The sequence below is a fragment of the Aquimarina celericrescens genome (assembly GCF_042682765.1).
Lineage (GTDB): Bacteria > Bacteroidota > Bacteroidia > Flavobacteriales > Flavobacteriaceae > Aquimarina > Aquimarina celericrescens.
The window spans coordinates 152,541-165,490 of sequence record NZ_JBHUHY010000011.1 but is presented as its reverse complement, the minus strand read 5'-3'; the positions used below and the strand labels follow the sequence as shown (position 1 = coordinate 165,490).

Annotated in this window: 10 protein-coding genes; 4 read left to right on the top strand and 6 right to left on the bottom strand. The window is 35.0% G+C overall.

All coding sequences use genetic code 11. From position 1 onward, the window contains the following. Positions 1 to 115 precede the first annotated feature (115 nt). From ACFSJT_RS11540 to ACFSJT_RS11530, 3 genes are all read right to left on the bottom strand, one after another. The gene (locus tag ACFSJT_RS11540; protein WP_378320421.1) at positions 116 to 1,504 is read right to left on the bottom strand and encodes an amidohydrolase family protein; all 1,389 of its coding nucleotides are present in this window, start codon (positions 1,502 to 1,504) and stop codon (positions 116 to 118) included. A gap of 17 nt (positions 1,505 to 1,521) precedes the next feature. Then, the gene (locus ACFSJT_RS11535; RefSeq protein ID WP_378320420.1) at positions 1,522 to 4,518 is read right to left on the bottom strand and encodes an amidohydrolase family protein; all 2,997 of its coding nucleotides are present in this window, start codon (positions 4,516 to 4,518) and stop codon (positions 1,522 to 1,524) included. Between the two features lie 102 nt (positions 4,519 to 4,620). Continuing rightward, complete coding sequence (locus ACFSJT_RS11530) at positions 4,621 to 5,700, bottom strand: DUF3810 domain-containing protein (RefSeq protein WP_378320419.1); 1,080 nt, start codon at positions 5,698 to 5,700, stop codon at positions 4,621 to 4,623. Between the two features lie 100 nt (positions 5,701 to 5,800). Between ACFSJT_RS11530 and ACFSJT_RS11525 the strand changes: the two genes are divergently transcribed. Next, positions 5,801 to 7,261: an aminoacyl-histidine dipeptidase gene (locus ACFSJT_RS11525; protein ID WP_378320418.1), complete on the top strand. Its 1,461-nt coding sequence runs from the start codon at positions 5,801 to 5,803 to the stop codon at positions 7,259 to 7,261. Positions 7,262 to 7,548: 287 nt separating this feature from the next. Continuing rightward, a complete protein-coding gene (locus tag ACFSJT_RS11520; protein ID WP_378320417.1) occupies positions 7,549 to 8,079 on the top strand; it encodes a CIA30 family protein in 531 nt (176 codons plus the stop codon). A gap of 346 nt (positions 8,080 to 8,425) precedes the next feature. Here ACFSJT_RS11520 and ACFSJT_RS11515 read toward each other — a convergent pair whose 3' ends face one another. The 3 genes from ACFSJT_RS11515 to ACFSJT_RS11505 are packed head-to-tail and all read right to left on the bottom strand — an operon-like array spanning position 8,426 to position 11,154. Next, positions 8,426 to 9,586, bottom strand: a complete 1,161-nt coding sequence (locus ACFSJT_RS11515; RefSeq protein ID WP_378320416.1) for a peptidylprolyl isomerase — start codon at positions 9,584 to 9,586, stop codon at positions 8,426 to 8,428. Positions 9,587 to 9,598: 12 nt separating this feature from the next. Next, on the bottom strand, positions 9,599 to 10,150 hold the full coding sequence (gene gldI, locus ACFSJT_RS11510; protein WP_378320415.1) for a gliding motility-associated peptidyl-prolyl isomerase GldI: 552 nt from the start codon (positions 10,148 to 10,150) through the stop codon (positions 9,599 to 9,601). Then, positions 10,147 to 11,154 carry a DHH family phosphoesterase gene (locus ACFSJT_RS11505; RefSeq protein WP_378320414.1) on the bottom strand — a complete coding sequence of 336 codons (1,008 nt, stop codon included), beginning with the start codon at positions 11,152 to 11,154 and terminating at the stop codon, positions 10,147 to 10,149. The genes gldI and ACFSJT_RS11505 overlap by 4 nt, the downstream gene beginning before the upstream one ends. A 121-nt stretch (positions 11,155 to 11,275) precedes the next feature. Between ACFSJT_RS11505 and ACFSJT_RS11500 the strand changes: the two genes are divergently transcribed. Together ACFSJT_RS11500 and ACFSJT_RS11495 are read left to right on the top strand one after the other, a co-directional pair. Then, complete coding sequence (locus ACFSJT_RS11500; RefSeq protein ID WP_378320413.1) at positions 11,276 to 12,307, top strand: alkaline phosphatase D family protein; 1,032 nt, start codon at positions 11,276 to 11,278, stop codon at positions 12,305 to 12,307. A gap of 164 nt (positions 12,308 to 12,471) precedes the next feature. After that, positions 12,472 to 12,891, top strand: a complete 420-nt coding sequence (locus ACFSJT_RS11495) for a nucleoside-diphosphate kinase (protein ID WP_378320412.1) — start codon at positions 12,472 to 12,474, stop codon at positions 12,889 to 12,891. The last annotated feature ends 59 nt before the right edge of the window (positions 12,892 to 12,950 follow it).

Genomic DNA, 12,950 nt, shown 5'->3' with positions numbered 1-12,950 from the left:
ATCCTGATGGTTGGTCTTCCAGACTTGTGTGCGTTTCATATCTAAAAATACAAACAACACAAATCTTATCAAAAAAAAAAAGAAGCTGCCTTTTTAGACAGCCTCATTTTTTATGTTACTTCGTACTATACTTATTACTATACCGTTTCCAAAGCTTGGTTTGATGACTTTCCAGGCTAATATTCCTTCCTTGAATAAAAGCCTTTTCCAATTGATTAGTCCGCATATCCAAAGCATCACCAACACTTATAAACAAAGTTGCATCTTTACCGACCTCAAGTGTACCTGCTATGTCGTTGATACCTAAAATTTTAGCACTATTCCCAGTGATAAGTTGCAATGCTTTTTCTTTATCCAATCCATGAGCTGCTACGGTCCCGGCCTGAAAAGGAAGATTTCTTGCGTTTGCTCGCTCCATTTGACCACTATTTTGTAAGGCAACTAAAACACCTGCGTCCATTAGTAATTTTGCATTTTTATAAGAAAGATCGTAATCTTCATCTTCTAACCAAGGTGTAACGTGAGTTCTCGTAGCTAATACAGAAATAGTATTCTTTTTTAATCGATCTGCCACTTTATACGCTTCCCAGGCGCCTACTAAAACTACGTTCTTGATATCATTATCTTTGGCAAAAGTAATAACATCCAAAATAGCCTTTTCAACACCAACATTTACATATAACGTCTTAGTACCGTCAAAAATACCTTTCAAGGCAAGGTGTGGTAAATTCTCTGTTGTAGAACCCGATTTAATCGATGCTTTGGATTGTTTTATAAAATCTTCCAGCTTAGCAACCTCTGTTTGATACTTTTCGTTTGGTTTAAATCCAGGTTCTTCACCTAACCACCAACGTCCTCTTTTAAAAATATTTGGCCAGTTAAGATGTATCCCATCATCAGTTTTTATAGCAGCATCTTCCCAATTCCATGCATCTAATTGTACTATTGAAGAAGTTCCGGAAATAGTACCTCCTCTTGGGGTTATTTGAGCCATAAGTACGCCATTAGGGCGCATACTTTCTACAATTTTACTCTCTGCATTATAGGCTATTATACTGCGTATATGGGGGTTGTATTTTCCCATTTCGCTATCGTCATCAGTGGCACGTACAGCTCCTATTTCTACAAGTCCAAGTGTAGAATTTGGAGCTATAAAGCCGGGGTATACATGTTTTCCAGATGCCTCGATTATTGTTCCTTTTGGTGAAGCGCTTCCACTAGTACCAATTGCGGTAATTTTACCGTTTTCAAAAATAAGGATACTATTTTCGATGACTTCTCCATTGCCAATATGTGCAGTTGCTCCTGTGATCGTTATTGCTTCACTTTGAGCAGCGGCTGGAGTTTGCTGTGCCGAAATCTTCCCATAAGAAAAGATAAGCAGCGCTATGATTACTCGATAATCGAGATTTAAATGCTCTGTGACTTGCCGCGAAATCAAAATTAATTTCCAACCGATGCCTCGTGGGCTTGCCCCGGGGTAGTTTACTATTATTTTTTTCATTTCTTATTTCTTATTTTTTAGTAAGCTGATTGCAATGTCTCACATTCAAAATGTTGTTTTTCTTTTTTCTTCGGAGGTTGAGTTTTCAAACCATTATTTTTTGCTTTAAGCATCAGTGTAGAAAGTTTATTTTTTTCTGAAACAATTGTTTTTCTCATAGCTTTATCTTTTTCTAGATCAAAATAAATTGCCCCTTCGATCATTGTCTTTTCCGCTTTCGCATATATGGATAATGGATGATCTGTCCATAGGACTAAATCTGCATCCTTGCCAATTTTAATACTTCCGACTCTATCATCTATATGTAATAATTTGGCAGGATTAAGGGTTACGAACTTTAGAGCGTCTTCTTCGCTTACTCCACCGTACTTAACTGACTTGGCAGCTTCTTGATTTAGACGACGAGCCATCTCTGCATCATCACTATTAATTGCTGTTACTACTCCTTGTTTATGCATGATTGATGCATTGTAAGGAATAGCATCATTTACCTCATATTTGTAAGCCCACCAATCTGAGAATGTAGATCCACCGACACCATGAGCAGCCATCTTATCAGCAACTTTATATCCCTCAAGAATGTGAGTAAATGTGTTCACCTTAAAGTTGAATTTTTCAGCTACTTTCATGAGCATATTAATCTCACTTTGCACATAAGAGTGACAACTGATATAGCGTTCACTATTAAGAATTTCTACTAGCGTTTCCATTTCGATGTCCTTGCGATACGGTTGTCCGCTTTTTTTTCGTTTTTCGTATGCTTTGGCCCGGCTAAAATAATCCACATACAACTGTTCAACTCCCATTCTGGTTTGCGGGAACCTGGTTGTACTTCCCCAGTTACTTTGCTTTACATTTTCGCCGAGAGCAAATTTGATAAATTTGGGTGAGTTATTGTAAATAAGATTGTCTGCATCTTCTCCCCATTTTAATTTTATAATAGCAGATCTTCCACCAATTGGATTGGCAGAACCATGCAGAATCTGAATTGCTGTTACTCCTCCACCAAGATTTCTATAGATATTAATATCATCTGGAGAAACAACGTCTTCAATAGTCACTTCGGCAGATGAATTATGTCCGGCTTCATTTATAGCCGCAGCGGCAATGTGTGAATGTTCATCAATAATACCTGGAGTTAAATGCTTTCCTGTAGCGTCAACCACTTTCGCTTTTCCTGCATTAAGATTTTTACCAATGGCCGAAATCTTACCATTTTTAATCAAAACATCGGTTTCGGTTAAAACACCATCAGTTTCATTAGTCCAGACCGTGGCATTTTTAAACAATATTGTTTCTGATTTTGGTAATTCAGGACTACCATATGCAATATTGGGATAGGTTACCGATACTACTTCAGGCTTTTCTTTTTTATCAGAAGGTTTCTGTTCATCTTTTTTCTGTTCATTATTTTCTTGAGGTTTCTTTTTTGCAGTAAAAGTAGTCTCAGCGCCATTTGGAAGAATTGCTTTACCGCTCCAAAAATTAGGAGTCTCTCCTATTGCCGAAACAATTCTGGTATATTGAGTCTTCGTAGTATCGGCGTCTGTAAAAGTAAGCGTAACCCAATCGTTTTTATAATTTATTTTTGAACCTAATTTGGTTTCTCCTAGTTTCACTTCTGCTTTTGGTTGATCAGGTTTTCCAGAGATGGAAAGCTCATAGGTCTTTCCTGCAAGAGTTAAATCATAGGTTCCATTAATATCTTTGATAGTCATATCATTCACAATATTCTTATGGCCTTGTACCCAATTTTCGTAGATAATGTTGTCTTTCGAAAATAATTCGTCTTTGGTAATGAGAAAATTAGCATAGGCACCCTTTTTAATACTACCTAGAAGGTTGCTTTTTCCTAAAATTTGTGCAGGAACAGTTGTTAAGGCCGCAAGAGCTATCTTTTTATCCAGACCATGCTCTATAGCTTTCATTAATCGAGTTTTCTGATCTGCTACTTTTTTAAGTTTATGTGTAGTCAAGGAAAAAGAAATTCCGTTTTTTGATAACACCGATGGATTAGTTGGTGCTTGATTCCAATGACGCATATCTCCAAGACTTACTATATTTACCATGTAAGGATCTGATACATCATAAGCTTCTGGAAAATCTAATGGGATGATATATGTAGCATTCGTAGCTTTCACTTTATCGATTCTTGCATATTCGTCACCACCTCCAACAATTACATATTTTATATTGAATTGATCTGCGATTTTATCAGCTCTGAAACCATTAGTACGGCTACCTGCTTCAAAAATCTGAGGAAGGTTTTTGTTTCTTTCTAAAGCTTCAAGAGACAAATCTTTGGTATTTGCATTATCGGAGGCATACCAATCTGCATCATAATAAACTTGTCTGAGTAGTGCCATAGCACCCATTAACGATGTTGGATAAACTTGTTTACTCCGATTACTTTTATCAAAAGATAAAAATTGAGCTGATCGATCACTGAGTAGTCGCTCACCTTCGGTTCCTTCATTATTTAAAGCAACCAATAACCCAGTACCTCTAATGATTCCGTCGGGCATATGAGTATTCAATACACCAAAACCTTCTTTTATATATTCAGTGGCTTTTTTATCGTCATATTTAAAATTGGTCAAGGCATTGTTTTCGGGTCGTATATGATCGTTCCAATAATGTCCTTCTCGCGAAGCTCCCCACTGGGGTTGAGCACCTGGACTAAAAATACTACCGCCTTGTTTTTTTGGTTTTTCGATACCAAAATTTGTAAAAGGATCGATAAAAGAAGCGTAGATATGTTTTCCTTTTAGGTCAATAACCACACTATTCTGAGGTATTGATACAGAATTTCCAACTTCAATAATCTTTCCTTTATAAATAATCAAAGTTCCGTTGTTGATTTCTGAATCGGGTGTAGTATGTATGGTTGCATTTTTGAATACAGTGTAGTTGGCATCTGTAGTTTTAACTCCGTCATTCTTAGGGAAGTATTCCTGTGCATAAAAATTGAAGCTCCAACATACCACTGTGAGTGATACTAGAAGTTTTTTCATAAAAGCTGTATAAAGTGTTGAATTGGATTTAAAGATAGCAGATGAGCCTAAAATAGCTCGATAATTGGCAATTATTTAACAGGCAAATAAGAACTATCTAAACTATTTTTGATACGTAATAGGATTTACCTTATAATGATTTACTAATAAAGCAACCACATAACTATAGGTATCCATGCCATCTGGTTGGTTATTAGCTTTTAAATAGCTGTCGTACGTTCCCTTAAAAATAGGTTCTAGTGGATTTTTATACGAATCCCAAAATTCATTCACCTCACGATAATTTTTTCGTATTCCTGGTCGCAATTCTTCGATTAAACAAATAGCCTTTTCCTCATTACGTAAGTAAAGGTCGTTTAGACAAAATTTTAGGGCAAATGTAGTTCCACTGTAATTGAAATAAATATCATCATATTTTATTGTCGTTAATGCAGCGATAAAATTTGCCTCATTCTCTTTGGCAAACCCCAATTGGTGAGCCCCTTCATGACAACTAGTTGTAGGGGCCTTATAATTCAGGATCAAGCCGTTTACTTGTGCTTCATTTGTAATCGGATTAAGATATCCACTAAAGCCCATATAGGTTAGAGGTAGGCTCAAAATTGAAGTCTTTATGCTTTTAGGATGGTAATTCAATTCAGGAAATATACCATTTAATTGATTATAGGCGGGCACCGTTTTTTCAAAAACTTCTTCTTTAGAATAGGGAATTCTTATGGGTAAAGAATCATTAATTTCTAGTTTTGCATGCAAATGATTGGCCTTAACGATCAGAGCTTCAGAAACTTCAATAAGTTCTTCTTCGGTGTATTGATCATCGATTTTCAGTATTTCATGCAGTGGTAGTCTATAGTAGTTCATTCCCCATAACATATGAAAACATGCATATACCAAAGATAGTGTAGCACCAATGTCTAATATTATTTCTTTCCAGGCAACACCTCTTTTAAATACTTTTTTGATAAAAAATCGAAGAATCATGATAATCACAACACAGTATAAAACATCACCAAATGAAAAAGGAATCCATCCAAATACATAACGTAATAGTTTAGAAGTGTAAATAAATATGCCATTGCTGTAAAAGTGCTCGATAAATCCAGGAAAAAAGGAAATAATCTTAATTAGGACAATTTGAACGGGTAACAATAGAGTAAGAAATAGCTTTGTTTTGGATTGCATTATATAAAGATCATTTAGGTTGACAAAACTACAACTTTTAGTATTTCATTTGATTTAAGGTTATCATAATATAGTACATTTGCGAAAATACAATACAAATATGAACTCAGAAATAAGAAACCTTGAACCTAAAGCACTCTGGAATAAGTTTGCAGATCTTAATGCAGTACCAAGGCCTTCAAAAAAAGAAGAGCGAATAATAAAATTTATGAAGGACTTCGGAGAATCTCTTGGTCTTCATACAGAAATTGATAAAGTGGGTAATGTATTGATCAGAAAACCAGCTACAGAAGGGATGGAAGATCGAAAAACGGTGGTAATGCAGTCTCATTTGGATATGGTACACCAAAAAAATACAGATACCAATTTTGATTTTGATACCCAAGGTATAGAAATGTATGTAGACGGGGATTGGGTGCGCGCTAATGGAACAACATTAGGAGCAGATAATGGACTAGGGGTAGCAACTATTATGGCTATTCTTGAAGCTAAAGATATTCAGCATCCTGCCATAGAAGCCCTTTTTACGATTGATGAAGAAACTGGAATGACTGGTGCTATCGGATTAGAGGGGGGGTGGTTACAAGGAGATATATTGTTAAACCTGGACACCGAAGAGGATGACGAGATAGGAGTGGGATGTGCCGGAGGAGTCGATGTAACTGCCAAACGAACTTATAAAGAAGAAGCTATACCTGAGGGAAAAACTGCATATACCATATCAATCACAGGGCTCAACGGTGGCCACTCTGGAATGGACATTCATAAAGGGTTGGGCAACGCTAACAAGATAATGAATCGCTTGTTGTTCGATGGGTTCGAGAATTATGGCCTTCGTATTAATCAAATTAAAGGAGGAAGCCTTAGAAATGCAATCCCCAGAGAAAGTTTTGCTACTGTGGTTGTAGATACCATTCAGTCCAAGGCGTTTGAATTTGAAGTCAATGAGTTGTCTAACACCATCAAAAATGAACTTTCTGCGGTAGATCCTAATCTTCAAATAGAAGTTGCAAACACAAAATTACCTACTACAATTATGGATCTTGGGGTTCAAGAAGGAGTGATAAAAGCATTATATGCCGCTCATAATGGAGTGTATACCATGAGTGCCTCGATTCCAGATTTGGTGGAGACTTCTAACAATATTGCCAAAGTGACAATTGAACAAGGAGATGTTACCATCGAATGTTTGACTCGTAGCAGTGTTGAGTCATCTAAACTAGACATGGTCAATAAACTAAGGGCTACATTTGAGCTTATTGGCTGTGAAGTGACTACTAGTGGAGATTACCCAGGTTGGGCTCCAAATATGAATTCACCCATATTAAAAGTTCTTGATGAATTATATCAAAAACTGAACGGAGAAAAGGCTCATGTAGCGGCATGCCATGCGGGGCTTGAGTGTGGAATCCTGGGACAACACTATCCTGATATGGATATGATTTCTTTCGGCCCTACAATCCTTGGGGCACATTCACCAGATGAGCGAGCCAGCATCTCTTCTGTACACAAATATTGGAAGTTTGTTTTGGAGATTTTAAAAGAGATTCCGAAAAAGTAAATCTTCTTAAAGAGTAGTAGTTTGATTGATTTTGAGTATGAATAAATGATAAAGAAATTTTACTGCAAGTAAGTATTGAACGATTTTGTAATTTTTACTTTCCTATTTCTAAGGTCTATGCAGAATAATGAAAACATCATAGAACACGCCCGTTGAATTTATTATAGTTGAAATGTGTTCAAAAATTGATAAGCAATACATATCTTTAACACTAGATGCGTCGTTTTCACTTGATTTGCAGAAACGAATTATTCTCAAATCATTTTAATAATTTAAAAGAAGTTCGTATGAAATACTTATTTTGCATTATCATTTTATTGATATTTATGAATTCACTAACCATTTTTGATTTTAGTATAAAATCTGATATCCAAGACTGGAGAATAGTTGACGATGTTGTCATGGGAGGAAGGTCATCAAGTAGTATTACTCTGAATACCGATGGTTTTGGGGTTTTTAAAGGTTATGTGTCATTAGAAAACAATGGAGGGTTTTCATCGGTACGTTACCAGTTTGAAAAAACAGAGGTTAAAAGGTTTACAAAGATTATCCTTAAATTGAAAGGTGATGGTAAAAAATATCAATTTAGAGTAAAACCCAATTCTACCGATTACTACTCGTACATAATGCCATTCTCGACTTCTGGTGAGTTGCAAGAAATAGAAATTACACTTCGTGACATGTACCCTTCTTTTAGAGGACGAAAGCTTGATCAACCAAATTTTTCTGCAAATCATATAGAAGAAATCACTTTTTTAATTGGAAATAAAAAAGCAGAAGAATTCAAACTTTTAATTGATAAAATAGAATTAAAATAAAAGAACAACTTCTTCTAAATAAGATCATGAATTTTTATTGAACAATAACCATATGCATTTGTTCATGACAAAAAGAATTACTGTTTTAACAATCATTTCTATGACAGTTTTGGTTAGCTAATCCACAAAAAGAAAAAACTTGATTTATGACTCTATAGTATAAGAGGAGATCGAGGACCGCGAATCATTCATTGATAAAATAAGAAGATAGATCAGCAAAGATTAATGGATGAAGCTGGTCTGCATATTTCTGAGCAGTAAAATAGTATTTATTTTAAGGATGATAATATTTTAACAAAAAAAAGCATCTCGATAAAGAGATGCTTTAAGTATTGTGGAGATATTATTAGTGGCCGTGGCCGTCATCTTTAGAATGTCCTTGAGGAACACTATTAGGATCTTGAATGTCCATAATCTCTAATTCAAAAATAAGGTCTGAGTTGGGAGGAATTGGTCCTGCACCTCTTTCTCCATAACCTAAGTGTGATGGGATAAATAATATGGCTCTGTCACCAACATTTTTCATTTCTAAAGCTCCTTCTCTAAATCCAGGAATCATTCGCGCATCAGGTGAATATGGCATTGGCATTGGCTGGTATGGAGCTCTGCGGTTATCAAATACTCCAAATTCTTTTGCTTTGTCCTCATAACTGGTATCAAACATCTGACCGTTTGATAAGTATCCTTCATAATTTATTAGAATATTATCACCTATTTTCGGTTTTTCACCAGTACCTTTATTAAGAAAATAGATCTCAAGTCCGCTGTCTAATTTTGTAGCCTTTTCTTTTAACTCTGCATATTTAGCAGCTATTTTTTCGTTTCTTTCTTTTGCTAAGCGTTCTTTTTCGGCTTTTTCTTCCTCGATTACTTTAAGTTTTTCTGTAAATGCTTCGTCTGTATCAAAAGCCTTCGCCTCAGATCCTTTACGAATAATATTTACCTCGAGCATTTTGATTTCATTTTCTGGCTTATCTCTAGCACCCGTTTTGGTTGTACCTATACTATCAATAACATCTTGTCCCATCACAATCTCTCCAAAAACTGTATGTTTTCCATTTAACCACGGAGTTTCTTTCAGTGTAATAAAAAATTGACTACCGTTCGTTCCTGGTCCAGAATTCGCCATAGAAAGAATTCCTTTTGATTTGTGTGTTAAAGAGTCTACGATTTCATCGGGGAATTTATATCCGGGATCACCCGTACCGGTTCCTAAAGGATCACCAGTTTGTATCATAAAATCTTTGATTACTCTATGAAAGATGATTCCGTTATAGTATTTTTTACCTAAGTACGAACTATCTACCATAGTATTTGTACCTTCTGCCAAAGAAACAAAATTGGCGACGGTCATAGGAGTTTCTTTGTAGAATAACTCTGCTATTGCAACACCTTTGTTTGTTTTGATTTCGGCATACATACCGTCTTCCAGTTCTGGATATTTTTCGTTACAACTACTAATAGCTATTGCAATAAAGGCTAAGAATAAAAGATTTAGTTTTTTCATTTTTACTGTTAATTAATTTTCTGTTGTTGATTCTTTTGTAATTTTATGAAGTGTTACTGTAGTTCTTAACGGGATATTTGTTCCAATCTTATTATCGTCCCCATAATATCCATATGCTTGATACGATGGGAACAGGAAAGTTGCCGTTTCACCGGCCTTCATTAATTTTAGCCCCTCTCTAAGCCCCAAAAAAAGTTCTTCTTTATCTATATAGTATGTAATAGTATCTAGTTCTTTTTCAGTGTAGATTATATTACCATTTAAGTCCTTTACATTATAGTTAAAATTAACGATGTCACCAAACTTGGGTGTTCGTGTAGAAAGTGTGTCTTTCACATTATAGAAATACCAAAAACCACCTTCAGAAGTTATATATGAGTTTGCAGTGTCTTTATCAATGATCTTTTGAATTCTGGATTCTTCTCTAGCGGCAAGTTGTTTATTTCTATTAATAGATTCATCAATGAAAGAACCAGATTTTATGCTTACAGGTCTCCTGGCCTCGGGAGTTTTACAAGAAGGAAACAAAAAGAGCAGACAAAGTATGGCAAGTAGTGTTCTCATTGATTTAAGAGCTTTTTATAAGAGGGTAAGATACTAATAAATTTATCAACAGTATCAGGTAGCGGGAGATTACTTTTTCCTCCAGCTGCATTATGATGACCGCCTCCCTCAAAATGATTTCTTGAAAATTCATTTACAGAGAAATCTCCTTTGGACCGTAATGATATTTTTACAATCCCTTCTTGTCTATTTTCTATAAAAATAGCTGCAAATCTAATCCCTTGTATAGACAATCCTAAATTTACGAAACCTTCCGTATCCCCTTTCCTAAAGTTATGTTGATCTAACTCTTTCTGAGACATCGTAATGTACGCCGTATTATACTCTGACAGTACTTTTAGATTTTTTAGTGCAACACCCTTTAATTGAAGTCTCGAAAGCGTATTGGTATCATATACGTTTTCATGAATTGTTGTATTATCGGCGCCACGATCTATGAGATCTGCTACTACCTGATGAGTTTTGCTTGTTGTGGACCTAAATCTAAAGGACCCTGTGTCTGTCATAATACCAACGTAGATACATGTTGCAATCTCGGGAGTGATTTTAGGTAAATCATCCAATTTTTGGATAAAATGATAAATCATTTGACAGGTCGAACTCATGCTAACATCACTGTAAACATATTTTGCGTAGTCATCAGGCTGTTGATGATGATCAATCATTACAAAACTAGTTTTGGCTTTTGACAGTTCATCTTTCATATCACCGCTACGCGATAAATGATTAAAGTCTAAGGTAAAAATAAGATCTGCCTCTTTAATTTTTGATCTAACAATTTTTGTATCACAACTAAATTTTATCACTGTATCTTCTCCAGGCATCCACTTCAAAAAATCTGGATATTCATTTGGCGTAATGACTATAGAATCATGTCCCAATGATAAAAGATAATGATGCAATGCAAGTGAAGATCCTATTGCATCTCCATCTGGATTTTTATGAGTGGTAATAACAATACGCTTAGGTGAACTTAAAACCTTTTTTATTTCTTTAATATTCATAGGTCAGCGAATATACAAAAAGCCATTCTACCCCCAAAGCAGTAACTTTAAAATCATTAAAGATGATTTAATATACTGTTAATACAATAAAATGTATTTTTATTCTCCTTAACTAGAAATTATGCAAAAGAAGATATTTGTTCTTATACTCTGGAATTGTTTGTTTTTGGGTTACGGACAAAAAGAAAGCACCAAGACCGATGACACTGATTTTGTTATCGCTTTCGGAAGTTGTAATAAACAAAATAAGCCACAGCCATTTTGGAATGAAATAGTAAAGCATAATCCCAATGTATTTATCTGGGGAGGAGACAATATTTATGGTGATTCGTATGATATGAGCAAGATCAAGCAAGATTACATGCTGCAGAATAGTAATGTTGATTATCAAAAATTGAAGGCCTCTGTTCCTGTAATGGGTACATGGGATGATCATGACTATGGCAAAAATGATGCCGGAGAAGAGTGGAGGATGAAAAACGAAAGTCAGCGGCTATTTTTAGATTTTTTAGGAGTATCAAATGATGATCCGAGAAGAAAACAAGAAGGAGTATATACCTCTAAACTTTTTGAAATTGAAAAAGGAAATATTAAAGTAATCATATTAGACACCCGATACTTTAGATCTCCTTTAAAGAAAAGTAATACAGAAGATAGACGCTATATGCCTTATGAAGATGGAAAAGGCACAATATTAGGAGAGGCTCAGTGGAAATGGTTAGAAAAAGAACTAGAAAACAACTTCTCTGATTTTATAATTATCGTAAGTAGTATTCAATTTTTATCGTCAGAACATGGTTTTGAGACCTGGGGTAATTTTCCGCATGAAGTGGCTAAACTCAAGAAATTATTGGTCAGTAAAGCAGTTAGAAATGCAATTATTCTAAGTGGAGATAGACATATTTCAGAATTTTCTACCACTAGAGTAAAAGGGCTAAAATATCCATTAATAGATTTTACTTCAAGCGGATTGACACATTCTTATAGTTCTTATAAAGGCGAATCAAATAAGTATAGAGTAGGTAGGGTAATTTCTACCCCTAGTTTCGGAATATTAAAATTCGATTTTGATACATATACTGTTTCTATGGAAATGAGAGGAGATAACAATTTGATACTTCAAAAATATAGTAAACAATATCCCAAAGATTAACTTTCTTTAGGTTTACAGCAGTATAAAGCATACTTTCTGATAATAATTCTTGCTTTTGATCCTTTTATGGCTAATTTTGCACAAAATTTTAGAAATCAGAACTTTTAAAATTTTTAGTTTAAAATACAACTACTTCTTTAAGAGGTAACAACAAAAAAGATACAATGGCATCAAACAGAACTTTTACAATGCTTAAACCGGATGCGGTTAGAAAAGGATATATTGGGGCAATCCTTGAGCAAATTACAGCTTCAGGTTTTAGAATTGTGGCAATGAAACTTACCCAACTTACAATTAACGACGCTAAAGAATTTTATGCAGTTCATAAAGAACGTCCTTTTTATGGTGAATTAGTAGAATATATGACTAGTGGTCCAATAGTAGCTGCTATTTTGGAAAAAGAAAATGCAGTTGAAGATTTTAGAACTTTGATTGGAGCCACCAACCCTGAAGAAGCTGCAGAAGGTACTATTCGTAAAAAATACGCTACTTCTATCAGCGAGAATGCTGTTCATGGTAGTGATAGTGATGAAAATGCAGCTATCGAAGGCGCTTTCCATTTTTCTGGCAGAGAGCAGTTTTAAGAAAGAATTTTACAACAAACAAATTTAAAACCATTTCGATTAGCGGAATGGTTTTTTAT

Bases quoted from the DNA above. Each gene is read 5' to 3' on its own strand.
- ACFSJT_RS11520 (WP_378320417.1), top strand. From the start codon at position 7,549: ATGAAATACTTATTTTGCATTATCATTTTATTGATATTTATGAATTCA.
- ACFSJT_RS11515 (WP_378320416.1), bottom strand. From the start codon at position 9,586: ATGAAAAAACTAAATCTTTTATTCTTAGCCTTTATTGCAATAGCTATT.
- ACFSJT_RS11540 (WP_378320421.1), bottom strand. From the start codon at position 1,504: ATGAAAAAAATAATAGTAAACTACCCCGGGGCAAGCCCACGAGGCATC.
- ACFSJT_RS11525 (WP_378320418.1), top strand. From the start codon at position 5,801: ATGAACTCAGAAATAAGAAACCTTGAACCTAAAGCACTCTGGAATAAG.
- ACFSJT_RS11530 (WP_378320419.1), bottom strand. From the start codon at position 5,700: ATGCAATCCAAAACAAAGCTATTTCTTACTCTATTGTTACCCGTTCAA.
- ACFSJT_RS11500 (WP_378320413.1), top strand. From the start codon at position 11,276: ATGCAAAAGAAGATATTTGTTCTTATACTCTGGAATTGTTTGTTTTTG.
- gldI (WP_378320415.1), bottom strand. From the start codon at position 10,150: ATGAGAACACTACTTGCCATACTTTGTCTGCTCTTTTTGTTTCCTTCT.
- ACFSJT_RS11495 (WP_378320412.1), top strand. From the start codon at position 12,472: ATGGCATCAAACAGAACTTTTACAATGCTTAAACCGGATGCGGTTAGA.
- ACFSJT_RS11535 (WP_378320420.1), bottom strand. From the start codon at position 4,518: ATGAAAAAACTTCTAGTATCACTCACAGTGGTATGTTGGAGCTTCAAT.
- ACFSJT_RS11505 (WP_378320414.1), bottom strand. From the start codon at position 11,154: ATGAATATTAAAGAAATAAAAAAGGTTTTAAGTTCACCTAAGCGTATT.